Annotated in this window: 21 protein-coding genes and 1 riboswitch; of the genes, 7 read left to right on the top strand and 14 right to left on the bottom strand. The window is 72.2% G+C overall.

The features are described 5' to 3' along the window. Positions 1-43: 43 nt before the first annotated feature. Entirely contained in the window at positions 44-1,858 is a 1,815-nt protein-coding gene (locus ABTW72_RS11555; protein ID WP_350857873.1) for a glycerol-3-phosphate dehydrogenase/oxidase, read from the bottom strand. A gap of 199 nt (positions 1,859-2,057) precedes the next feature. Between ABTW72_RS11555 and ABTW72_RS11550 the strand changes: the two genes are divergently transcribed. The 3 genes from ABTW72_RS11550 (at position 2,058) to ABTW72_RS11540 (ending at position 5,927) form a co-directional block, all read left to right on the top strand. After that, positions 2,058-4,595 (top strand): S8 family serine peptidase, encoded by a 2,538-nt coding sequence (locus ABTW72_RS11550; RefSeq protein ID WP_350857426.1) that lies wholly within the window; start codon positions 2,058-2,060, stop codon positions 4,593-4,595. Positions 4,596-4,664: 69 nt separating this feature from the next. Continuing rightward, positions 4,665-5,600, top strand: coding sequence for a GNAT family N-acetyltransferase (locus ABTW72_RS11545; protein ID WP_350857423.1), 936 nt, complete (start codon positions 4,665-4,667; stop codon positions 5,598-5,600). Between the two features lie 78 nt (positions 5,601-5,678). Beyond that, the gene (locus ABTW72_RS11540; RefSeq protein ID WP_350857420.1) at positions 5,679-5,927 is read left to right on the top strand and encodes a hypothetical protein; all 249 of its coding nucleotides are present in this window, start codon (positions 5,679-5,681) and stop codon (positions 5,925-5,927) included. Between the two features lie 56 nt (positions 5,928-5,983). Here the strand turns inward: ABTW72_RS11540 and groL are convergent, their stop codons facing one another. The 3 genes from groL to ABTW72_RS11525 form a co-directional block, all read right to left on the bottom strand. Beyond that, positions 5,984-7,606 (bottom strand): chaperonin GroEL, encoded by a 1,623-nt coding sequence (gene groL, locus ABTW72_RS11535; protein WP_030490078.1) that lies wholly within the window; start codon positions 7,604-7,606, stop codon positions 5,984-5,986. A gap of 272 nt (positions 7,607-7,878) precedes the next feature. Next, positions 7,879-9,111, bottom strand: a complete 1,233-nt coding sequence (locus tag ABTW72_RS11530) for a hypothetical protein (protein WP_350857417.1) — start codon at positions 9,109-9,111, stop codon at positions 7,879-7,881. A 94-nt stretch (positions 9,112-9,205) separates the two neighbouring features. Then, the gene (locus ABTW72_RS11525; protein ID WP_091402914.1) at positions 9,206-9,409 is read right to left on the bottom strand and encodes a cold-shock protein; all 204 of its coding nucleotides are present in this window, start codon (positions 9,407-9,409) and stop codon (positions 9,206-9,208) included. Between the two features lie 324 nt (positions 9,410-9,733). On the opposite strand from ABTW72_RS11525, the gene ABTW72_RS11520 reads away from it, so the two are divergent. Beyond that, the gene (locus ABTW72_RS11520) at positions 9,734-10,264 is read left to right on the top strand and encodes a GNAT family N-acetyltransferase (RefSeq protein WP_350857414.1); all 531 of its coding nucleotides are present in this window, start codon (positions 9,734-9,736) and stop codon (positions 10,262-10,264) included. 498 nt (positions 10,265-10,762) lie between these two features. Here the strand turns inward: ABTW72_RS11520 and paaN are convergent, their stop codons facing one another. Beyond that, the gene (gene paaN / locus ABTW72_RS11515) at positions 10,763-12,436 is read right to left on the bottom strand and encodes a phenylacetic acid degradation protein PaaN (protein WP_350857411.1); all 1,674 of its coding nucleotides are present in this window, start codon (positions 12,434-12,436) and stop codon (positions 10,763-10,765) included. Between the two features lie 130 nt (positions 12,437-12,566). On the opposite strand from paaN, the gene ABTW72_RS11510 reads away from it, so the two are divergent. Beyond that, positions 12,567-14,759, top strand: coding sequence for a hypothetical protein (locus ABTW72_RS11510; protein WP_350857408.1), 2,193 nt, complete (start codon positions 12,567-12,569; stop codon positions 14,757-14,759). Between the two features lie 9 nt (positions 14,760-14,768). Here ABTW72_RS11510 and ABTW72_RS11505 read toward each other — a convergent pair whose 3' ends face one another. The 8 genes from ABTW72_RS11505 to ABTW72_RS11470 all read right to left on the bottom strand — a co-directional run bounded on the left by ABTW72_RS11505 (position 14,769) and on the right by ABTW72_RS11470 (position 20,696). Next, a complete protein-coding gene (locus ABTW72_RS11505; protein ID WP_112582933.1) occupies positions 14,769-15,788 on the bottom strand; it encodes a GNAT family N-acetyltransferase in 1,020 nt (339 codons plus the stop codon). Positions 15,789-16,053: 265 nt separating this feature from the next. Further along, complete coding sequence (gene thrC / locus ABTW72_RS11500; RefSeq protein WP_350857405.1) at positions 16,054-17,340, bottom strand: threonine synthase; 1,287 nt, start codon at positions 17,338-17,340, stop codon at positions 16,054-16,056. A gap of 10 nt (positions 17,341-17,350) precedes the next feature. Beyond that, a riboswitch (SAM riboswitch) is annotated at positions 17,351-17,486 on the bottom strand. A 105-nt stretch (positions 17,487-17,591) separates the two neighbouring features. Then, positions 17,592-17,792 carry a hypothetical protein gene (locus ABTW72_RS11495; protein ID WP_350857402.1) on the bottom strand — a complete coding sequence of 67 codons (201 nt, stop codon included), beginning with the start codon at positions 17,790-17,792 and terminating at the stop codon, positions 17,592-17,594. Next, a complete protein-coding gene (locus ABTW72_RS11490) occupies positions 17,789-18,160 on the bottom strand; it encodes a YbaB/EbfC family nucleoid-associated protein (protein ID WP_350857400.1) in 372 nt (123 codons plus the stop codon). Before ABTW72_RS11490 ends, ABTW72_RS11495 begins: the two co-directional genes overlap by 4 nt. Further along, positions 18,157-18,588 (bottom strand): YbaB/EbfC family nucleoid-associated protein, encoded by a 432-nt coding sequence (locus tag ABTW72_RS11485; protein WP_350857397.1) that lies wholly within the window; start codon positions 18,586-18,588, stop codon positions 18,157-18,159. Before ABTW72_RS11485 ends, ABTW72_RS11490 begins: the two co-directional genes overlap by 4 nt. Further along, positions 18,585-19,307 (bottom strand): hypothetical protein, encoded by a 723-nt coding sequence (locus ABTW72_RS11480; protein ID WP_350857394.1) that lies wholly within the window; start codon positions 19,305-19,307, stop codon positions 18,585-18,587. Before ABTW72_RS11480 ends, ABTW72_RS11485 begins: the two co-directional genes overlap by 4 nt. An 11-nt stretch (positions 19,308-19,318) precedes the next feature. Next, positions 19,319-19,618, bottom strand: coding sequence for a hypothetical protein (locus ABTW72_RS11475; RefSeq protein WP_238660350.1), 300 nt, complete (start codon positions 19,616-19,618; stop codon positions 19,319-19,321). Positions 19,619-19,733: 115 nt separating this feature from the next. After that, positions 19,734-20,696 carry a DMT family transporter gene (locus tag ABTW72_RS11470; RefSeq protein WP_350857391.1) on the bottom strand — a complete coding sequence of 321 codons (963 nt, stop codon included), beginning with the start codon at positions 20,694-20,696 and terminating at the stop codon, positions 19,734-19,736. Between the two features lie 91 nt (positions 20,697-20,787). Here ABTW72_RS11470 and ABTW72_RS11465 point away from each other — a divergent pair, with 91 nt between their 5' ends. Then, positions 20,788-21,093, top strand: a complete 306-nt coding sequence (locus ABTW72_RS11465) for an ArsR/SmtB family transcription factor (RefSeq protein ID WP_350857388.1) — start codon at positions 20,788-20,790, stop codon at positions 21,091-21,093. An 89-nt stretch (positions 21,094-21,182) separates the two neighbouring features. Here the strand turns inward: ABTW72_RS11465 and ABTW72_RS11460 are convergent, their stop codons facing one another. Beyond that, positions 21,183-21,638, bottom strand: coding sequence for a DoxX family protein (locus ABTW72_RS11460; protein WP_350857385.1), 456 nt, complete (start codon positions 21,636-21,638; stop codon positions 21,183-21,185). Between the two features lie 257 nt (positions 21,639-21,895). Between ABTW72_RS11460 and ABTW72_RS11455 the strand changes: the two genes are divergently transcribed. Continuing rightward, complete coding sequence (locus ABTW72_RS11455; protein WP_350857382.1) at positions 21,896-22,582, top strand: DUF4232 domain-containing protein; 687 nt, start codon at positions 21,896-21,898, stop codon at positions 22,580-22,582. Positions 22,583-22,587 lie beyond the last annotated feature (5 nt).

The raw sequence follows: 22,587 nt of genomic DNA, 5'->3' as shown, positions 1-22,587 counted from the left end.
CGGGCCGGTATCGATGGTTACCCATCGGTAACGTCGCAATTCGTCATCGAGCGGACGAGCGCAGCTCCGCCTGATCGTCGTCACCCCGGTCGGCCGCGTAACCCCGGACGTCCGGAGCACCGAGGCGGGCCGCGTCCGCCGCCGCGTCGTCCGGCATCAACTGGGACTGCCGCTCCGCCTCCACCCGGGCCCGGTAGTGCTCGACCTCGCGGGCCCGGGTGGCCGCGTCCCAACCGAGCACCGCGCCCATCAACTCGGCGGTGTGCTCCGCCGACTCCAGCCCCCGGTGGCTGGTCTCGAACGAGATCCGGGTCCGCCGGGTCAGCACGTCCTCCAGGTGCAGCGCGCCCTCGGCCCGCGCCGCGTAGGCGACCTCCGCCGCCAGATACTCCGGAGCACCAGCCAGCGGGGACGCCAGCAGAGGATCGGCGTCGACCAGCGCCAGCAGGTCCAGGGTGAGGGTGCCGTACCGCTCCAGCAGGTGCTCCACCACGCCCACCGGCACGCCGTGCCGGCGAGCCAGGTCGGCCCGGTCCCGCCACATGGCCGGGTACCCGTCCGCGCCGAGCAGCGGCAGGTCGGCGGTGCGCGACGAGCGGGTGCCGCCGAGCCGGCGAGCGGCCCGGTCGACCACGTCGGACGCCATCACCCGGTACGTCGTGTACTTGCCGCCGGCGACCAGCAGCAGCCCGAGCATCGGCTCGAAGACCGCGTGCTCCCGGGAGAGCTTCGAGGTCGAGTCGGCCTCGCCGGCCAGCAGCGGCCGCAGCCCGGCGTACACCCCCTCGATGTCGTCCGTGGTGAGCGGCCGGTCCAGCACGGTGTTGACCTGCTGGAGGAGGTAGTCGATGTCGCGGGCCGAGGCGGCCGGATGGGAACGGTCCAGCCGCCAGTCGGTGTCCGTGGTGCCGATGATCCAGTGCCCGCCCCACGGGATGACGAACAGCACCGAACTCGCCGTACGCAGGATGAGCCCCGTCTCGCCGGTGATCGCCGAGCGGGGCACCACCAGGTGCACCCCCTTGGAGGCGCGCACGCGGACGCCGGGCCGCAGGCCAACGTCGTTGAGCATCCGGGACATGTCGTCGCTCCACACGCCGGTGGCGGCGATGACGGTGCGGGCCTGCACCTCGAACTCCGCGTCCGGCGAGCCCGGCGGCGCCTCCAGGTCCCGGACGCGGACGCCGGTCACCTCGCGCGCCTGCCGGATCAACCCGACGGCGCGGGCACTGCTCACCACCGTGGCGCCGAGGCTGGCCGCGGTCCGGGCCAGGGTGACCACCAGCCGGGCGTCGTCGACCTGCCCGTCGTAGTAGCGGATCGCCCCGGCCAGCGCATCGGGCCGCAGGCTCGGGAAGATCCGCCGGGCACCCTCCCGGGTCAGGTGACGGTGCAGGGGCATGCCCCGGCCACCGCCGAAGATCCCGGCGAAGGCGTCGTACGCGGCGACCCCGGCGCCGTAGTAGGAACGGCGGAAGACCCGGGCCGGAAGGTCCCGCAGGCCCCGCCCGGCCGGCAGCGGCACCATGATCGGCACCGGGCGTACCAGGTGCGGCGCGAGCCGGGTGGCCAGCAGGCCGCGCTCGGTGAGCGCCTCGTGGACCAGGTGGAACTCCAACTGCTCCAGGTAGCGCAGGCCACCGTGGATGAGTTTGCTGGACCGGCTGGAGGTCCCGGCGGCAAGGTCACGCGCCTCGACCAGCGCCACCTTCAGGCCACGGGACGCCGCGTCCAGGGCGGCACCGGCTCCGGTCACCCCGCCCCCGATGACCAGCACGTCGAAGCGCTCGGCACGCAGTCGACGCAGGTCGGACGCACGGCGGACCGGTGAGAGCTGACCGGCGACGGATCGGGAGATATTGGGGTCGCGCACCCGTCCACCGTAACCGTCGAGCTGCCGTGTCGACATTCGCCGCCCGCTCCGCACCGCGCCTACCTGCTCCGAAGCGCACGACACGTCCGGCCACCCGATCCCGGCCAGGATCCGCACGGTTCTTCGAAGCGCCGGAACCCGACGGTCGGGTTGAAAGCCTTCGTCGTAGTCGTAAGGTTCTCGGATGCACGGTCAACCTGCGCAGCCCGGCTTCAGCGACCGCAGTTCCCCGTGGCCGGTGGTCGCGGCCGTGCTGGTCGGCTGCTGGACGGTTGCTGTCACCGTGGGCACCCAGACCGGTGGCTGGCTCACCGACCAGGTGCTGCTGGGCTTCGGACGGGACCGGCTCGGCTGGCTCTGGCCGGTGCTCGGCCTGGCCGCCGTCGTGCTGGCCGGCACGCCCGCCCTGCTGCTGGCCGTCCTGCCCCGGTCGGGCGCGGTCCGGGCCACCGGGCGGGCCTGGTTGATCGGGGCACTCGCACTCGGCGTGCTCACACTGCTGCGGGTCGTACCGCCGGTGCACCACGAGGCGTACCTCGCCGCGCTGGCCGGCGCCGCGTTGCTCGGCGCGCTCGCCGTGCGCTGGGCGGCGCGCCGGTGGGCGTACCCCGGGCTCGTCGGCCCGGTCCGCGGGCCGGCACCCTCCGGAGACAGCGACGTGACACGGCCCGAGGCCACCGGAGACGACGACGCCACACGGTCCGCGACCACCGGGAACGCGGAGCCGGTCGGACGGCGCGTGCGCCGATCCGGCCCGGTGCCGTTGCTCGCGGTCGCCGCCGGGTTGGCGCTGCTGCTGCCGTGGGCCTGGCTGGGCGCGCTCGGCGGCCTCCTGGAGACCGCGCTCGCGCTGCTGGCGGCCGCCGCGCTCGGGGTGCTGGCCGCGACTCTGCTGGACGCCCCCTTCTGGGCCCCGTTCGCGGTGGGGCGCCCGCCTCGGCCGGCTCGGCTGGTGCTGGTGGGCGGCCTGGTCGCCGGGGTGGCGCTGCTGCTGCTCGCGGCCGGGGCCGGGCAGTCCGGCGCGCAGTTGCCCGCGCTGCTGACCCTGCCGCCGGTGGGTTTCACCCTGGCCGCACTCTGGGCGGCGACCTGGCGGCCCGCCGCCGATCCGGCCGAGGCCATCCGCGCCGGCCGAACGGCGACCGGCTGGCTCGTGGGCCTGGCCGCGCTCGGCCCGCTGGCCTTCACCGACCCCGAGGAGATCAGCCTGCTGCTGGTCGGCACCCGGGACATCCCGTTCTGGGTGGCAACCGCCGCCGGCGTCGGGCTCGCCGTCGCGGTCCTGGTCGCCGTCGGGTACGCGGTGCTGCTCGCCCGGCCGACGGCACGCACCCCGAACCGGCGGGTCGCCGCGGTGGCGGCCGTGGTGCTGCTGGTGGCGTTCGGGGCGGTCGACCTCGGCCCCGGCCAGCCGGGTCTGTACGGCGAGCGGCTGTTCGTGGTGCTGCGTACGCAGGCCAACCTGAGCGATCTTCCGGCCGCCGCGCCGGGTCGAGCGGGACGGGACGCCCGCGCGGCGGAGGTCTACCGGCGGCTGGTGACGACCGCCGAGCAGAGCCAGGGCGACCTGCTGCGAGGGTTGAACCGGCTGCGTCTCGACCCGGTGTCGTACTACCTGGTCAACGCCGTCGAGGTGGACGGCGGCCCGGCGGTGCGGGCCTGGCTCGCCCGCCGGCCGGAGGTGGCGCGGGTGCTGGTCAGCCAGCGCCTGCGGCCACTCCCGGCCCCGGCCGGGCAGAACCGGGGCACCGCACCCAAGCCCACCGGCCCGCAGTGGAACATCAGCCAGATCGGTGCCGACCGGGTGTGGTCCCAACTCCGGGTCACCGGCACTGGCATCGTGGTCGGCAGCTCCGATTCGGGGGTGGACGGCGGCCATCCGGCGCTACGAGCCGGGTTCCGTGGTGGGGACGACTCCTGGTACGACCCGTGGGACGACACCCGGAGCCCGACCGACCAGGGCGGGCACGGCACCCACACGGTGGGCAGCGCGGTCGGGCGGGACGGCATCGGGGTGGCGCCGGACGCGCAGTGGGTGGGCTGCGTCAACCTGGACCGCAACCTCGGCAGCCCGGCGCACTACCTGGACTGTCTCCAGTTCATGTTGGCGCCCTTCCCGGCCGGCGGCGACCCGTTCACCGACGGCCGTCCGGAGCGCGCCCCGCAGGTGCTGACCAACTCGTGGGGCTGCCCGCCCATCGAGGGTTGCGACCAGCGGGTTCTGCGGCCGGCCACCGCCGCCCTCGACGCCGCCGGGATCTTCGTGGTCGCCGCGGCCGGCAACACCGGCCCGTGGTGCGCGTCGATCGACGATCCGCCCGCCCCGTACCCGGACGTGCTGACGGTGGGTGCGGTGGACGCCCAGCGGCGGGTCGCCGAGTTCTCCTCGCGGGGGCCGGTGCCCGGCGGCTCGGGTAAACCGGACGTGCTGGCACCGGGGGTGGGTGTCGTGTCGGCAATGCCGGGCGGCACGTACGCCGCGCTGGACGGCACGTCGATGGCGACCCCGCAGGTGGCCGGGGTGGTCGCGCTGATGTGGTCGGCGAACCCGGCGCTGGTCGGCGACGTGGCCCGGACCCGGCAGATCCTGCGGGACACCGCCACGGCGGCGACGCCCACCTACCGCTCCGACAGCCCCTCCGACGCCTGCGGTGCGCCGTCGAACGTCACCGGTGCCGGTCAGGTCGACGCGTACGCCGCCGTTCGCGCCGCCCAGCAATAGGCAGGTTTCCTTCCTGAAGTGCTGAGCCGGGGGTGCGACCCGACACTCGGTGATCTAGGGTCGGCGACCATGGACGCCGAGATCACCGTCACCGAGCTGACCGCCGACCTGGCCCCCAGCGTCGTACAGCTCTGCCAGCAGGCTCTCGACCTGCCCGAGGACGCCGCCGAGGCGGCTGCCATCGTGGACGTGCTCTGGGCCCGGGCCACCGCCGACCGGCCGGTGGTCGGGCTGGGCGCGTACCGGGGTGCGGACCTGGTGGGGGTGCTGATCTGTTCGGTGTCGTCGACCGAGCCGGGGATCGGGCACGTGGACCTGGTCGCGGTCCTCGCGGATCAGCGGCGTCGAGGCGTCGGCCGGGCGCTGCTCCAGCGAGCCGAGCGGGTCCTCGCCGAGCGCGGGGCGACCGAGGTGTTGCTGGCCGGAAACCCGCCGTACTACGCGTGGCCGGGAATCGACGTCCGCTACACGCCGGCCGTCTGCGCCGCCCTCGCACTCGGCTACCAGCAGGACCGGACCGCCTGGAACATGACCGCGGACCTGTCGTACGACGGGTCGCCGGCACTGCGGTCCACCGAGGCGACGGAGCAGCGGCTGGCCGACCAGGGCGTCACCGTACGCCGGGCGGAGCCGGCGGACCTGCCGGCGCTGACCGCGTTCGCCCGGTCCACCTTCGGCGGAACGTGGGACGGCGAGTTGGCCGGGTCCGTGGGGCGCGCCGACGCCGGTTGCCACCTGGCGGAGCGGGACGGCGAGGTTCTCGGCTTCGCCGCGTACGGGTCGTCCCGGCCGAGTTGGTTCGGGCCGATGGGCACCGCGCCGGCCGTGGAGGGGTCGGGCATCGGTGGGGTGCTGTTGCGGCGCTGCCTGCGCGACCAGCGGGCGGCAGGGCTGGGCCGGGCACAGATCGGCTGGGTAGGGCCGGTGCCGTTCTATTCGGGCAGCGCGGGTGCGTGGATCGAGCGGGTCTTCTTCCTGTACCGGCGAACCCTGTCCAGGTCATAACCGGGGCAAACAGGACATAGATCCATTCGCCCGCGTGGGCCATCGACGCCCCCTACCGTTTCGGTAGAGGAGGCAGCCATGACCACGGATGACAACCAGACCGAGGACGGCACGCCGATCACTTGGAAACCGGTGGGTGAACTCCCCGGCCAACTGCCGTTCGACCGGCTCGACTACGGCGACGCCGAGCAACTGGCCGAGATGACCACCGACGGTGAGCCGTCGGTGGCCGAGGAGCCGCAGGAGATGGTGGACGCGCCGATCCAACTGCTTCCGCCGTACAACCGGGCACAGAAGCGGCGCAACCAGCGCCCACTGCCGACCTGACGACGAACGGGGCGGACCGCGTCAGCGGCCCGCCCCGTTCGGTGTCGGAACTGGACTCAGAAGTCCATGTCCCCGCCACCCGGGCCAGCCGGGGCAGCCGGGGTCTTCTCCGGCTTGTCCGCGACAACAGCCTCGGTGGTGAGGAAGAGCGCCGCGATGGAAGCGGCGTTCTGCAGCGCCGAGCGCGTCACCTTGGCCGGGTCGATGATGCCCGCGGCCAGCAGGTCGACGTACTCGCCGTTGGCGGCGTTCAGACCGTGACCCGCTTCGAGGTTACGGACCTTCTCCACCACGACGCCGCCCTCAAGGCCGGCGTTGACGGCGATCTGCCGCAGCGGGGCGTCCAGCGCGACCTTGACGATGTTCGCACCGGTCGCCTCGTCGCCGACCAGGTCGAGCTTGTCGAAGGCGGTCTTGCCGGCCTGGACCAGCGCCACGCCACCACCCGGGACGATGCCCTCCTCGACGGCGGCCTTCGCGTTGCGAACGGCGTCCTCGATGCGGTGCTTGCGCTCCTTGAGCTCGACCTCGGTGGCCGCGCCGACCTTGATCACCGCAACGCCGCCGGCCAGCTTGGCCAGCCGCTCCTGCAGCTTCTCCCGGTCGTAGTCGGAGTCGCTCTTGTCGATCTCGGCCCGGATCTGGTTGACCCGGCCCTGGATCTGCTCGGCGTCACCGGCACCGTCGACGATGGTGGTCTCGTCCTTGGTCACCACGACCTTGCGGGCGCGGCCCAGCATGTCGAGGCTGGCGGCGTCGAGCTTGAGGCCGACCTCCTCGCTGATGACCTGGCCACCGGCGAGGATGGCGATGTCGGTCAGCATGGCCTTGCGGCGGTCACCGAAGCCCGGCGCCTTGACGGCGACCGACTTGAAGGTGCCACGGACCTTGTTGACCACCAGGGTGGCGAGGGCCTCGCCCTCCAGGTCCTCGGCGATGATCAGCAGCGGCTTGCCCGACTGCATGACCTTCTCCAGGATCGGGAGCAGGTCCTTCACCGACGAGATCTTGCTGTTGGCGATCAGGATGTACGGGTCGTCGAAGACGGCCTCCATACGCTCCGGGTCGGTCATGAAGTAGGCCGAGATGTAGCCCTTGTCGAAGCGCATACCCTCGGTGAGCTCCAGCTCCAGCCCGAAGGTGTTGCTCTCCTCGACGGTGATGACGCCTTCCTTGCCGACCTTGTCCATCGCCTCGGCGATGATCTCGCCGACGGTGCTGTCGCCAGCGGAGATGGAGGCGGTGGAGGCGATCTGCTCCTTGGTCTCGACGTCCTTGGCGAGCTTGGACAGCTCCTCCGAGACGCTCGCGACCGCGGCCTCGATGCCCCGCTTCAGGGCCATCGGGTTGGCGCCAGCGGCCACGTTGCGCAGGCCCTCGCGAACCAGGGCCTGGGCCAGGACGGTCGCCGTCGTCGTGCCGTCACCGGCAACGTCGTCGGTCTTCTTGGCGACCTCCTTGACCAGCTCAGCGCCGATCTTCTCGTACGGGTCCTCGAGCTCGATCTCCTTGGCGATGCTCACACCATCGTTGGTGATGGTGGGGGCACCCCACTTCTTCTCGAGCACGACGTTGCGGCCCTTGGGGCCGAGGGTCACCTTTACGGCGTCGGCGAGCTGGTTCATGCCCCGCTCGAGGCCGCGGCGCGCCTCTTCGTCGAACGCGATCATCTTGGCCATACGGCGTTGTCCTCCTGGACACTCACGGGCCACCCGAGATGTGTGCCCCGGATGGGCCGCCTGGTGTACGCACCTTGGGACGTCGCCACCTGGCGACGACGACGTCCTTCGGCCGGGCCGGATAGCCCGCGACGACCGGCCATGTGCCGCCCCGGCGTCTCCACGCCGGTGCAACCTGGCCCCACCGTCCCGACCATTGGCACTCACGGTATGCGAGTGCCAATGACTTGTTTAGCACTCTCCCCTGCCGAGTGCAAGCACGACGCCGCCGCTCAGCCGAGTTCCGCGGCCAGTCCAGCGGTGTTCACCGGCGCCTCATGGGCACGCTGCTCGGCATACGTCACCAGCAGACCGATCATCTGAGCGAGGTGGGCCGGCAGGGCCAGCACGGCGGTGATCCCGATCACCACCACCGTCCCGGCGGCGGTACCCGCCGAGGAGAACGGATCCGTTCCGAGGGCGGAGGTGCCGATCCCTTCCAGGCCACCGGGGACCAGGGTGCCGACGAGCACCGCCACGGCCACCAGGGCCACCCGTCCGAGCAGCAGGCCGAGCCGGTCGTGGAACATCCGGAACGATCGACCGATCGGGTTGTGCCGTTCGAAGAGATAGACCGGACCGGCCATGCTCAGCGCGAAGGCCAGGTAGATGCCCGGCAGCACGCAGAAACAGACACCGACGCCGATGAGCAGACTGACCAACAGGGTCCAGCCCCACAGCCCGAGTGCCCGACGCAGGCCGTAGCGCAGCGCAGACTCCAGGCTGGCCGGCTGACCGGCCGCCTGTTTGGTGATCACCCAGGTGCCGGCGGCCCACCCGACGGCCTGCACCAACCCGACCACCAGGCTGCCGCCGATCAGCAGGACCAGGAGGCTCAGCAACTCGGCGGCGAAATTGTCCGGCAGCGCGGGGGTCGACGTCGATTCGGCCTGGGCGGCCCACTTCGCCGACGGGTCCAGCCCGAGGGAGACCACCGAGAGCACCGCCGCCGGCAGCACCTGGGTGAGCAGCATGATCGGCACCAACTGCCGCCAGCCCCGACGCAGCGCTCCCCCGCACCGGTTGAACCAGCCGCCGATGCCGGCACCGGGCGGCGTGACCAGGGCGTCGTGCGGGTCGAACCCGTAACCCGGCGGGTACCAGCCGACCGGCGGCCCCGGATACCACGGCTGCCCGCCGTAGGGACCCGACCCGGGCGGGTAGCCCCCGGTGGGCGGGAACACCCAGCCCTGCGGCGGCGGGGCCGCACCCCAGGCACCCTGCCCGGGATCCCAGCCGGGCGGCGGACCGGCGGGGCCGGCGGACGGGCCGGCCGGGGGCATGCCCGCCCCCCAGCCGGGCGGCGGACCGGCGGGGCCGGAGGGCGGGCCGGCCGGGGGCATGCCCGACCCCCAGCCGGGCGGCGGACCGGCGTGGCCGGGGCTGCCGGCGGGCGAGGACGGATCGGACGGGTCCGGCTCCCCCGACCCGGGGGACGAAGTGGGCGGGGGCGGCTGGTCGGTCATGAACGCTCCTCACATCGGCTGGAACGGTTCACGATCTTCCCGGCTGCGCGCCCCTGCCGCAGCCCCGACCCGCGGGGCCGATCGGCCAGGAAGCTCAGCCGATGACGCGTACGTGCTCTGCCTGTGGGCCCTTCTGGCCCTGGGTGATCTCGAACTCGACCCGCTGACCGTCGTCCAGCGCCTTGTAGCCGTCCATCTCGATCGCGGAGAAATGGACGAACACGTCCTGACCGCCGTCGACGGCGATGAAGCCGTAGCCCTTTTCGGCGTTGAACCACTTCACGGAGCCCTGTGCCACGGTGCACTTCCCTCACTCTGCGCGGCGTTGCCTGACTCGGCGCACGGCACGGCCGGGCGCCCCGGACCACCGACTCAGCGATCGATGACCGCCGTTGAAGCAGGTGACCGAAATCGCACGCTACACGAGGAGTGACGGCCGCGCACGGCCACAAATCAGACACACTTCGGGGCGTCCCGGCCACGCTGACCGGCCGGATTCTGGAGCCACCGGATTCGCCGGCGTCATTCCGAATGGGGGCAGGCCGCAGGGCCGCCCCCGAGATGACGGCGATCGGGCCCAGCTCGTGAAACGCCATCCCTGCCCTGTGGTAGGCATGCGGACATGACCACCGACATGGGCTCGCCGGCCGCACGGCTCGCGGAGATCCGCCGGGTCCGGCCGGAGGACGCCGCCCGGATGCGGGCGCTGCGCCTGGAGATGCTGGCCGACGCGCCGTTGGCCTTCCTGGAGACGCTGGCGGACGCGGCGGCCCGACCGCACAACGAGTTCGCCGCCCGGGTCACGTACACCTCGGCCGGTGCCGGTAACGCGCAGTTCGTCGCCGACCCGGGCGGCCGACTGGTCGGGCACGCCGGTGGTACGACCCACCCCAACGAACCGGGGCTGACCGTGATCTACGCCGTGTACGTCACTCCGGCCTGGCGCGGCAGTGGCCTGCTCGGCGAGCTGATCGACGGGGTGGCCGCCTGGTCGCGGGCCTGTGGCCGACCGGAGCTGATGCTGGAGGTGGTGGTCGGCAACGACCGCGCCTACCGCGCCTACCAGCGCCTGGGCTTCAAGGACACCGGGGTACGGGTCCCCCACCCCACCGTCCCAGCCCTCACCGAACTACAGATGCGCCGACCAGCCTGACTCACAAGGCACCCAACCCGCCGCCGGTCGCGGTACGACGGCGCCGCCGGGGAGATCGCGCCAGGCAGGGCCGGTCCCGGTGCGCGGCGCCGCCGGGGAGATCGCGCCAGGCAGGGCCGGTCCCGGTACGCGGCGCCAGCCGTGATGATCACGCTCGATCCAGGATGTAGTGGTAACCCTCCGACGAGAGGCCACTACTTCCTGGATCGAGCACGATCATGGGTGGAGCGGAGGCTCCGGGCCGGACACGTCGACGACCACCGCGCCCACGGCGGGTTTCCGGGGCAGCCCGACCCGCGCAGGGATCAAGCCTGACCGCCCGGAGCGGGTCGGGCTGCCCCGGAAACCCCAACCGAAGGGACGGGGCCGCCGCCCCGGAAACCCCCAACCGCAAGGGACGGGGCCGCCCCGAACCCCCAACCGCAAGGGACGGGGCCGCCCCGAACCCCCAACCGCGAGGAACGGGACCGCCCCGGAAACCCCCAACCGCAACCAGGGTCAGACGTGCCGCCGAGACTGCACGATCCGGAACCGGTTGGCGACGTACGCCCCGTCGGTCAGCGCGGAGTTGGCCGCCGCGTTGGCCCCGCTGCCGTGGAAGTCGGAGAACGCCGCCGACTGGTTGACGAAGACACCGCCGGTGAGGTTGCAGGACAGGTGCACCCCGACCTCGACCGCCACCGCCTCGGTGGCGTCCAGCACGGCCTCGTCGGTCGAGTAGACCCCGGCGGTGAGCGCGCCCTTCTCGCCGACCGTCCGGCGCAGCAGCTCCAGGCTGTGCGTGGTGGAGTCGGTCGCGATGGCGAACGAGATCGGCCCGAACCATTCCCGGCCGTACGTCTCCGCGTCGTCCGCGGTCAGCTTCACGATCGTCGGGGTACGCACCACCGCGTCGGCGTAGAACGGGTGGGCCACGGCCCGCGACTCCAGCACCGGCTCGCCGACCTTGGTCACCTCGGCCAGCCGCTCCAGCACCCCGTCGTTGACGATGGCGCCGGTCAGCTCCACACCTCGGGCCGGGTCGGCGGTGAGCTTGCCGACTGCGGCGGCGATCCCGCCGGCCACCTCGTCGAAGCTCTTGTGCCCCTGGTCGGTCTCGATGCCGCCGGCCGGGATGAGGATGTTCTGTGAGGTGGTGCACATCTGCCCGCTGTAGAGGGTCAGCGTGAACCCGAGGTTGCGGCACATGCCGGCGAAGTCGTCGGTGGAGTCGATGACGACGGTGTTGAGGCCGGCCTTCTCGGTGTAGACCGATGCCTGCCGCGCGTGCGTCTCCAGCCAGTCGCCGTACTCGGTGGAGCCGGTGAAGTCGACGATCCGGACGGCCTGGTGCAGGGCCAGGTCGCTGGCGAGCTTCTCACCGGGCGCCTCGGCCGCCAGCATGATCAGGTTCGGGTCGAACCCGGCCTCGGCGAGCACCTCCCGGGCGTACTTCACGGTGATGGCCAGCGGCAGCACCGCACGCGGGTGCGGCTTGACGATCACCGGGTTGCCGGTGACCAGGGAGGCGAACAGCCCGGGGTACGAGTTCCAGGTCGGGAAGGTGTTGCAGCCGATCACCAGCGCCACCCCACGCGGCACCACGTGGAACGTCTTGGTCATCCGCAGCGGGTCACCCTTGCCGGCGGCCTTCTCCCAGCCCGCCGTGCCCGGGTGCCGGGTCATCTCGGCGTACGCGTACGCCAGCGCTTCCAACGCCCGGTCCAGCGCGTGCGCGCCACCGGCCTGGAAGGCCATCACGAACGCCTGCCCGCTGGTGAACTGCACCGCGTTGGCCAGCTCGAAGATGTGCTTGTGCAGCCGGTCGAGGATCTCCAGGCAGACGCCCACCCGGGCCTGCGGGCCGGCGTCGCGCCACGCCGGCAGCGCGGCGGAGGCGGCGTCGACCAGTTCGCCGGTGCCGGCGTGCGGGTAACGCACCGCCAACTCCACCCCGAACGGGCTCGTCTCGGTGGCGACCCGGACGTCCGCGCCGGGCTGGTCGAGCGGGAAGTCACCGCCGAGGTACGCCTCGAAGGCGGCCTTGCCGTCGGCGGCGGCGGTCTCGCCGTACACCCGGGGGCTGGGGGATTCGGGATAGGCGGACCAGTAGCCCCGCTCCGTGATCGCGGTCAGCGCACGGTTGAGGGTGTCGGCGTGCCTGTCGTACAGGGGATGCGGGGTCTCCGTCATGCCCGCCATCATGCCGCAGTCGGGTTCGGGTGCAGAAGCGCCAATGACCGACAACACCGGGGTTGCCGACGGCGGCAGCGGGTAACCGCGGGCCTTCCGGCCAGGAGAGCCGGCCACGGGAGGGCTGCGGGTGAGGATCACCGAGATCCGGGTGCACGGGGTCGCCGACAAGGGGCCCGAGACGATCCTCGACCGACCGATCGTCGCGCGGGTCGCGGGAGACGACAACGCCGGCTTCTACCGGCCCCGGCCCGGCTACGGTGCACCCGCTGACCGCGACGGGGTGACGCTTGAGGCGTACCGCTGGAGCAGGCTGACCGGCGGCACCGCGACCCGGACGTTTTCCCTGGTCCTGCTCTTGCCGTTCATGCTCAGCAACATCGCGGTCTGGATGCTGCCGGTCACCGGACGCGGCGGCCGCGTCGCGCGGGCGCTGTGCCGGCTGTTGGCCGCGACGATGACCGCTATGTACGTGCTCTCCACCGTCGGGGTGTCCCTCGACCTGATCGCGTGGCAGTGCGCGGCCTACCCGAGGTGCCTGGAGGGGCGGCGGGAGCTTTCCTGGCTGGGCGACGTGCCGCCCGGGCAGCGACTCGCGCTGCTGGCCGTACCGCCGATCATCGCCATCGTCCTGATCTGGCGACTCGGTGCCCGGACCTGGCAGCTCCCCGAGGACAGCGACCACGCGCCCGGCGTGGGTGCGGACCGGCTCGACGCGCTCGCCTTCTGGGACACCCGCTCGCTGCTGCGTCGCCTGCGGTCGGTCCACGTCGCTGTGGCGCTGGGCACGCTCGACCTCAGTCTGCTGCTGGCTCTGACGCCGCACGACGCCACAGCGCCCGGCTGGCTGCTGCTGGCTGCGGACGTCGCACTGCTCGCCGCCGCGGTGGTGCTGCTCTGCCGGCCGGCGATCGAGCGGCGCGGAGAGCAGAACCAGCGGAGTTCGCGCACGATCCGCTGGCTGGCCGTCGCGCTCACCGCGCTGACCCTGGGGTACGCGTTGCTGCCCCGGCCGCCGTGGAGGGCCGAGGGGATGTTGCCGGGGTACGGGATGCTGGTCGCCGGGCTGTTCGCCGGGCAGGTGGTGCTGCTCGCGATGCTCGGCCTGGTGGTCGTGGTGCAGCGCCGTTCCCTTCCCCGGCCGCTCTTCCTGCTGGCCGGGCTGGGCGCGCCGGTGCTGACAACCGTCGCGATCGGGTTGGGCGTCGCCTACGACTCGGGCCTGACCTACGGGCTCGCCGAGTATCTGGACCGTGGTTCCAGCCCGACGCCGGCAAGGCCGCTGCCGCCTGGTGCGCCACCGCTGTCGCCGCCGACCGCCTTCCGCTGGGCCACCCTCGGCTTCTCCCTCGCCGTGCTCCTGGTGGTGGTGACGGCCCTGCTCGGACCCCGGATCGGCCGGGATCGTCGCCGCCGGGAGGCCGAGGAACTGGTCCGGCGGGACTATCCGGAAGCCTCCCGGGCGGCCCCGGAACGGGTCCGGGCCGTCCGCGACACGATCATGCGCGCCCGACTCACGGATCGGCTCGGGCCGCTGCTGGCCACCGCGTACGTGGTGTTGGCGCTGCTCACTCTCGCGGCGGCCGGGCTCTCGGTGATCGGTCCCGGCCCGGGTGCGCTCGCGCTGCGGCTGGGCGGCGAGCCGCTGGCCCGTCCGGTGATCTTCGTGACCGACCTGGGCGCCCTGCTGATCGGGCTGTTCGCCACGGTCCTCGCGGTGATGGGACTCGTCGCCTACCGATCCGGCGCGATCCGGCTGGTCGGGGTGCTCTGGGAGCTGGCCACCTTCTGGCCGCGTGCCGCGCATCCGCTCGCCCCGCCGTGCTACGTCGAGCGGGCGGTCCCGGAGCTGACCCGCCGGATCGGGCAGCTCACCGCCGACGGGAACGCGGTGCTGCTGTCCGGGCAGAGTCACGGCAGCGTGCTCGCGGCGGCGACGGTCCTTCAACTCCCGGACCGCTGCCGCCGGCGGGTGGCCCTGCTGACCTACGGCTCCCCGCTCGGCAACCGGTACCGGCGAATCTTCCCGGGGTACGTCAGCGACGAGATGTTGCGCGAGGTCGGCGGCCGGTTGGCCTGGCGGTGGATCAACCTGTGGCGGTACACCGACGCGGTGGGCGGAGCGGTGTTCGTCCCGTACGTCGACGGACCCGACGACCCGGCCGCCCGGGTCGACCGTCGGGTACGGGATCCGAAGGGGCTGCTCATCCCACCGACCGACACGGTGCCCCCGCCGGTGCAGGGCCACCGGTTCACTCCCGACGACGACTTCCACGCCGCGGTCGGCGAGTTGGTCGAGCGCCTGGAACGGACGGCCGAGTGAACTGTCGGCTCAGAGGGTGAGCTGCCAGTCGGTCCAGGAGTCCACCGGACGGAAGCCGAGCTGCTCGTTGATTGCCACCATGTAGCTGTTGCTGGCGGCGTTGATGGTGTCGATGCTCCGCACCGCCGGCTCGTGGGTGAGCAGGTGGTGCAGGTTCTCCGCCTTGGCGATGAGGCCGAGCCGGTGCCCACGGTGTGCGGGGTCGACGATGGTGATCTGCTGGAAGGCGTGCCAGTCGGCGGAGGCGCCAACCTCCAGCAGCGTCCAGGCGACCAGCCGGCCGGACGCCTCGTGTCGCATTCCGAGGTGGTACCGCCGGCGGCCCTTGGCCTCCAGGGCCCGATCGGTGCCGCGGATGCGCTCGGCGTCCACCTGCTCCGGCTCCCACTGCATGTCACCAAGCGGCGCGTCCATCATCAGCCGGCCGTCCAGGTAGGCGATGTCCGTCAGATACTCCTCCGGGGTGGCGCCCTGCCAGCACACCGATCGGTACCCCTCGGCCCGGGGCTGGGCCTCGACGAGTGCCGCGCGGAGCGCGACCCGGTCGATCTCGGCGATCTCCAGCCGGCGACGCACCTCGACCAAGGCGGCCTGGGCTCCGGTCGACGCGGCGAACGCAGCGCCCGCCACGTTCCGGGCCGGCCCGTCGGGCAACGCGGAGACGGTCAGCCCGACGACCCGCTTGCGGCCGTGCTCGCGCAGCAGCCGTACGCCGTACTCGTGCAGTGCCCGACCGACGCCCCGGCGCCGCAGCTCCGGACGCACCTTCAGCTCGACGGTGGCGTTGTCGGTGTTGTCGAGCTGCGGCAGGTCCAGTTGCAGGAAGCCGGCCGGGACACCGTCCAGTCGGGCCAGCGCCCAGAGCGTCCGGGTGCCGGGCAACGGCGTGTGGAACAGCGCGTCGAAGCGGCGCCGGCAGAAGGGCGGCAGGTCCGGCAGATCGGCGTCGTTGACCGCCACCCCGATCCGGTACGCCTCGTCGACGGAAGTCCGGTCGGCGCCGTCGAACGACGCGATGGTGATGCTCATGCCGGTGAGCGTGCACCGTACAAAAGCGATCGGGCCAGCGAATTACTCGCTGGCCCGATCGAACGTGGTCGGGAGGGACACTCGCACAACGCCTCCGGCGTTGGGTCGCAAGAACTTCAAAAGTCTTCGGCGAAATGCCCTCCCGCACGGAGCATCTTGCGCCGTCCGGTTCCTGCCGTCAAGTCCGTAGCGGCGGGTTTTCCACACTCACAGCGAAAACCCAGTTACCGAGTGATCGACTCGCGCCTCGGTCCGAGCGAGCCCGTCAGCCGAGGAGGCCGGCGTCGCGGGCGGCCCGCAGCGAGGGCTTGATGTGGTGGGTCGGCCCGACCTGGCCGGCCACCGCGTCGATGGTCTTCAGACCCTCGCCGGTGTTGAACACGACGGTCTCGGCCGTCGGGTCGAGCCGACCGGACTCGACCAGCTTGCGCAGCACGGCCACGGTGACCCCACCCGCGGTTTCGGCGAAGACCCCGGTGGTACGGGCCAGATCGCGAATGCCCGCGCGGATCTCGTCGTCGTCGGCGTACTCCATCCAGCCGCCGGTCCGGCGGACCGCCTCCAGGGCGTAGAGGCCGGCCGCCGGGTCGCCGATGTTGAGCGACTTGGCGATGCCGGTGGGCTTGACCGGGACGATCGTGTCGGTCTCGGCGTGCAGGGCCACGGCGATCGGGTTGCAGCCGGCGGACTGCGCGCCGAAGACCTTCCAGCCGTCGGCGGGCGCCTCGACCAGGCCGATCTCCACCAGCTCGGAGAACGCCTTGTCGATCTTGGTGAGCAGCTCGCCGCTGGCCATCGGGATGACCACCTGTGCCGGGATCCGCCAGCCGAGCTGCTCGGCCACCTCGTAGCCGAGGGTCTTGGAGCCCTCCGCGTAGTACGGCCGGACGTTCACGTTGACGAACGCGGTGTCCTCGAATTCGTCGGTCTCCACCAGCTCGCCGCAGAGCCGGTTGACATCGTCGTACGAGCCGTCGATGGCGACCAGTTCGCCGCCGTAGACGGCGGTGGTGATGACCTTGCCCTGCTCCAGGTCGCTGGGGATGAAGACCACCGAGGGCACCCCGGCGCGGGCGGCGTGGGCGGCCACCGAGTTGGCCAGGTTGCCGGTCGACGCGCAGGCGAACCGGCTGAACCCGAGCGCCTTGGCGGCGGTGAGCGCCACCGAGACGACCCGGTCCTTGAACGAGTGGGTGGGGTTGGCGCTGTCGTCCTTGACCCAGAGCGGCGCGGTGATGCCCAGCTCGGCGGCGAGGTGCGGGGCCGCCACCAGTGGGGTCAGCCCCGGGTCGAGGGTGACCCGGCTGGCCGGGTCCTGGCCGGCGGGGAGCAGGGCGGCGTACCGCCAGATGTTGTTCGGGCCGGCCTCGATCTGCTCGCGGGTGACGGTGGCCAGTGCGGCGGTGTCGTAGTCGACTTCCAGCGGGCCGAAACACTCGTAACAGGCGTGCTGCGCGGCGAGCGGGTAGCGGGCCGAACAGGCACGGCAGACCAGGGCGCGGGCGGGGCTGGCAGAGGTGTCGATGCCGGAGGCGACGAGCGTCGACGTCATGTCGAGAGTCCTCTCATCTTTCCCCGCATCGCACGGTGCGGCGGGGACGGAATTGGCACCTGCCCCGCGGGTCGCTCAGCGGTGAGCGCGCAGGGTGGTTGCCGGGGCGTCGTCGGGCCGTATCCCTCAGCCCCTCTGGATGAGGTATTCAGTTGTGCCGTCGAGTCTAGGACAACGCTGTCGGTCGTTGCTACCGCAGATCCCACGGTGTGAGCCGACCGCCGGCATCCCGGCCGGCGGCGCGCTGCTGGTCAGCGCCGGCGTCGACGCCCGAGGTAGAACGCCACGGCCCCGAAGACGGCCAGTACGGCCACGAGAACCCAGCCGGCGGTCGCGATGGCGCCGCCCGTGGGCCGTCCGCTGCCGGCGAGCAGCCAGACCGCACCCGCCACGACGAGAAGCGCGACCAGGACGGACACCATGGTGACCACGGCGCGCTGCGGGGGCGTCATCGCTGCCGCCGCGGTCGGTCGGTGCCGGGCATCGCGGCCCCCGGGTTGGCCAGGATCTCGGCGACCGAGCGGCCGCCGATGGTCAGCGACCCGAGCAGGGCCGTGCGGGCCTGCTCGGCTTCGGCCTCGGCGGCTCGAATCGCATCGCGGACGTGCTCGCCGAGGGTGAGGTTGTCCACGGCGCGGCGGGCCTGCGGCGTGATCCGTACGTCGAGCAGTTGACCGCCCACCCCGACGGTCGCGATCACCGCGCCGTCGCCGGCCGCGGCCTGGTACTGCTCGCCCGCCGGTCGCTCGACGAAATCCGCCGCCGACTCCATGGCGGCAGCGATGTCACGGCGGATCGCCCGCAGGGCATCGGGGTTCATCGGGCCCTCCGGGCGGCGGTGCGCAGGGCCTCGGCGGCCGGCGCGGGATCGTACGTCTGCGGGACCGGCGCGGGAACGTCGACCGCAGCGGGTTGCCCGGAGACCTCGGCGATCGTTGCGGTCAGGGCCTGGGCGGCGCGCATCCGCGCGTCACCCACGGCGGTCACGCACGCCGCCCCGAGGGCCTGCGCGTCGAGGTCGCGGACCGCCTGCGGGCTGAGGTAGACGTCTTCGACCCGGCCGGCGCCGGTGGCCCTGACCACCACTGTGCCCGTGTCGTCGGTGCCCTCGTAGACCGCCTCCTGCGCCTCGGTGATCCGGGCGAGGACCCCGTTGAGCTGTTCGGTCATCGCTCGCAGCGACCCGCCGGTCAGGGCCGCGCGTTCCGCCTCGCGCGCCGCGCGTTCGAAGGCTGGTACGTCGCTCATTCCTTCACCCACCCCTTCGGCTCGGCGATGCGAACCCGGACCTGCTCGGGCAACTCCAGACTCGTGGTGTCGATCCGGTCACTGTCGCTTGTGAACATGTTCTCCAGAACGCTGAAGGCGTCGCCGACGTCACGCCCCGCCGTCCAGACCTGCTGCACGAAGGTCAGCACGGCGGTCAGCGTCGTGATGGCGAACGCCGCCCACGCCCCGACGATCGCCCACTGCACGGCCGGCGTGTAGGGGCCGGAGGCGTAGGCCACACCGGCCGCCACCAACGCCGCGCCGGTGACACTGATGTAGCTGACCAGGTTCGTCGTCAGACCCCACCACATGTCGTCGCACATGTTCCGTACGTTGCTCGCTGCCTGTGCGATCGCGTCGAGTGCGGGCTCGATGCGCGTTTCCAGGAAGGCCTTGAACGCCTCGGCGCCCTGATCGGCCCAGTAGGTGTCGACGTCACCACGCGCCCGGGTCAGCCCCGCCTTGCACTGCTCGAACACATCGCTCATGTCGTTCCACGCCTCGGAACCCTTGTCCCACGGGTCCGGCGTGCGGATGTTGATCTCGACAAGTGCGGTGAGGCCGGCCACCACCGCCGGGCCGCCGCCGGTGGGCCAGACGGCCGCTGCGAGCGCGGTGCCGAGGATGCCGACCAGGACCCACAGGTTTTCGGTGGTGTCGCCGTCGAGGCGGTCGGAGTAGAGCGAGGAGTCGGACATCGCGGCTCCGTTCAATCCTGGTATGTGAAGTTCTCGCCCCGCACCCGCTCCTGCTCCTCGTAGTGGGTGGCGATGGTGGTCAGTGCGGTGCCGATCGAGTCCATCGTCTTCTGGAGCGCCGCGGCGACGTCGTCCACGCCCTGCCGGACACGCTCGTAGTCGTCGGGCAGGTTCCAGGCGAACATCGGGAAGGCGTCCCGCGGCAGTGTCAACGAGGCGATCCTGGGCAGCACCGTGTCGGCGAATGACTTCGCGTCCGCGCTGATCGCCTGGCCCGCCTTGCGCATGGCCTCGGTTTCGAGCGACGTCACAACGGCCCCCTCACCGGGCATCGACGGATCGATGGAAACGGCTGGTCCTGGCGGTTCATCCTGCCACGGATGGACCACTGGAGGTGCCCCTGCTGCCGCCGCCCGGGTCGGCGGTTCAGCGGGCGCTCACCGCCACCGGGTCGGTCACCGCGACCGGGTCCGTCACCGCGCTCGGCCGGGGCAGCGACGTGGTCCGGGGCCGGGCGGCGAGGTTCGCGGCGATCAGGGCGGCGATCGTGATGGCGGCCCCGACCAGTTCGACGGGCTCCGGGCGGTAGCCGCGGGCGATCTGCACCGCGAAGGTGGTCACCGGGACCAGGTTCATGAACAGCGCGGCGTTGGCGGCACCGAGTCGCTGCACGCCGGTGTTCCAGGCCAGGACCGCGATCACGGCACCCACCAGCACGGCGTACGCCAGTTGCGGGGAGACCGCCACGAGGTCGGCGGCGGCCGGCGCGTGCTGCCAGCCCACGGCGTCGGCGCCGACGCTCAGGACGAGCATCGCGGCCGTGCCGGCGAGCGCGGTCAGGGTGGTGAAGCGCAGCGGCGACCACTCGCCGAACCGGCTGGCGCCGTGCGTGTAGATGCCCCAGCCCAGCACCGCGCCGATCATCATGAGCCCGCCGAGGCCGAACTGGCCGAGCCCGGCCAGACTGCCGCGCGTGATCACCAGACCGACGCCGAGGAGCGCGACCAGGGAGAGGGCCAGCAGCAGCGGCTTCGGGCGTACGCCGTCGCGGGCCCAGCGGACCAACTGGGTGATCACCGGAGTGGTGGCCACGAAGAGGGAGATCTGCTGCGGGGCGGCGTGTTCGAGCGCCAGGTTGGTGAGCAGGTTGAAGCCGGCGAAGCCGACCACTCCGAGCACCACCACCTCCAGCGCCCGGCCACCGTGCCGCAGCGCGCCGACACCCTCGCGGAGCAGCAGGATGGCGACCAGTACGACGGCGGCCAGCAGGTAGCGCGCGGTGGTCAGGTTGAGCGGGTCGACCCGGTCGAGCGCGCTGGCCAGGATCGGGAACATCACGCCCCAGCCGAGCACGGCGACCAGTGGGTACGCAGTGGCGCGGGATCGCATCGGCAACTCCAATGTTCGAGTATCGTCGAACCAACGACACCGACCATAGGGCGTCGTTCGATAGTTGTCGAACAAGGGTTACACTGGTCACATGGAGCCGCACGAGCCCGACCTGACCGCCGTACCGGTCACCAGCGTGTTGGCCGCACTCGCCGACGACGTGCGGCTACAGATCGTCCGGGCGCTCGCCGAGGGCGGCGAGTCCGCCTGCGGCAGTTTCGACTTCGGCGTCTCCAAGGCGACCCGTAGCCACCACCTCAAGGTGCTGCGCGAGGCGGGGCTGACCCGGACCCGGGCCGCCGGCACCAGCCGACTGGTCCGGCTCCGACGGGACGAGCTGGACAAGCTCTACCCCGGCCTGCTGGACGCGGTCCTCACCGAGCGCCCGCCGGCCTGACCCCGCCTCACCCCCCGCCCGTCGGCCGACCCGGGCACGTCGCCGAAGCCGCCTCGTCGAGGCTTCGGCGACGCGTGGTTCGGGTGCGGTCAGACGGACACCGCGTCGGGCTCGGCCGTCGAAGCCGATGCCGAGAGGGCGTCGGTGCGACGCCGGGCGAGCAGCGTGTCGAGTGCCCAGGCACCCGGGCCGAGAGCCGCGACCAGCAGGAACGCCCAGCAGAAGAGCGCCGCCCGCTCACCTCCGTTGTGCAGCGGCAGCAGAGCATCCGGCTGGTGCACCACGAAGTAGGCGTACGCCATCGAGCCGGAGGCGAGCAGCGCGGCGGGTCGGGCGAAGAGCCCGACCAGCACCAGTACGCCGCAGACCAGCTGGATCAGGGCGGCCCACCAGCCCGGCCAGGTGCCGAGCGGTACCGCCTTGCCAGTCATCGGGTTGCCGCCGAACAACCCGAATACCGAGGACAGTCCGTGCAACGTGAACAGCAGGCCGATCACGATGCGGAACAGGGACAGGGTCGGCCCGCCGAGCCGAGAGACGTTCATGGCACCTCCATCGAAGAGAGTGGATGAGTCTCGTCGATCCTGAGGCATGGAGACATCGAAAGTCATAAGTTCCTTGCTGGTGGGATAATCCCTCGTGAAAACGGTGTGAACGAGGACGCCCACACCCTCCCCCGGGTGATGCCGCAAACGATTCAGCTCCAAAGGCGCAGCAGGAGAGGTTGCCCACCGGCGCAGGAAGAGCCGGCGAGGCCGGGGCCGGACGGCGGCGTGTTGCCCAGGTGGGCGAGGATCAACAGATGATCACCCGCGACACGGCAGCACGGCGACGCATCACCGCGACGGTCGCGATGACTCTCGTGCTCGGCGGCTGCACTCCCGACCATCGCGGCCAGTCCGGAGATCCGAGCCAGCCACCGCCCGGGCCGAGGGCGCAAGCGGACCCGACCGTCGGCACCCAGCCGCCCGCCGAGTGCCCGACGAGCGGCGTTCGGATCCGGTCGACCGGCGGGGACGCCGCGATGGGCCTGCGCGCCCTCGGCCTGGAGCTGGTCAACTGCGGCGAGCACCCCTACCAGCTCAACGGGTACCCGGTGCTGCACGTGTTCGACGAAGCGCGCGAGCCGATCATGCTGCGGGTGGTCAACGGCGCCAAGGAGATCACCTCGGGCTTCGACCAACCACCCCGGCAGGTCATCCTCGCCGCCGGGGAGCGGGCCACCGCCGTGGTGCTCTGGCGCAACCTGGTCACCGACTCGACAGTGGTGGCCACCAACGGCGAGTTCCTGACGGTGGCGCCCGCCGCCGGGCAGCCGGCCGACGAGGTCGACCCGGACGGGCCGATCGACCTCGGCAACACCGGCCGGATCGGCGTCAGCGCCTGGAAGAAGGCCGACCCGTCCACGCCGGTGCCGACCCGGCCGGCCCCGCCGCCGGCGCCGAGCGCGGTGCCGTCGTCGGTGAGCCCGCCCGACAGCCGGCTGTGAGCCGA

Source organism: Micromonospora sp. NPDC127501 (assembly GCF_040302185.1).
In the GTDB taxonomy this organism is placed as follows: domain Bacteria; phylum Actinomycetota; class Actinomycetes; order Mycobacteriales; family Micromonosporaceae; genus Micromonospora.
Note: the sequence above shows the minus strand (reverse complement) of the source record. Positions and strands in the feature narration are given on the sequence as shown.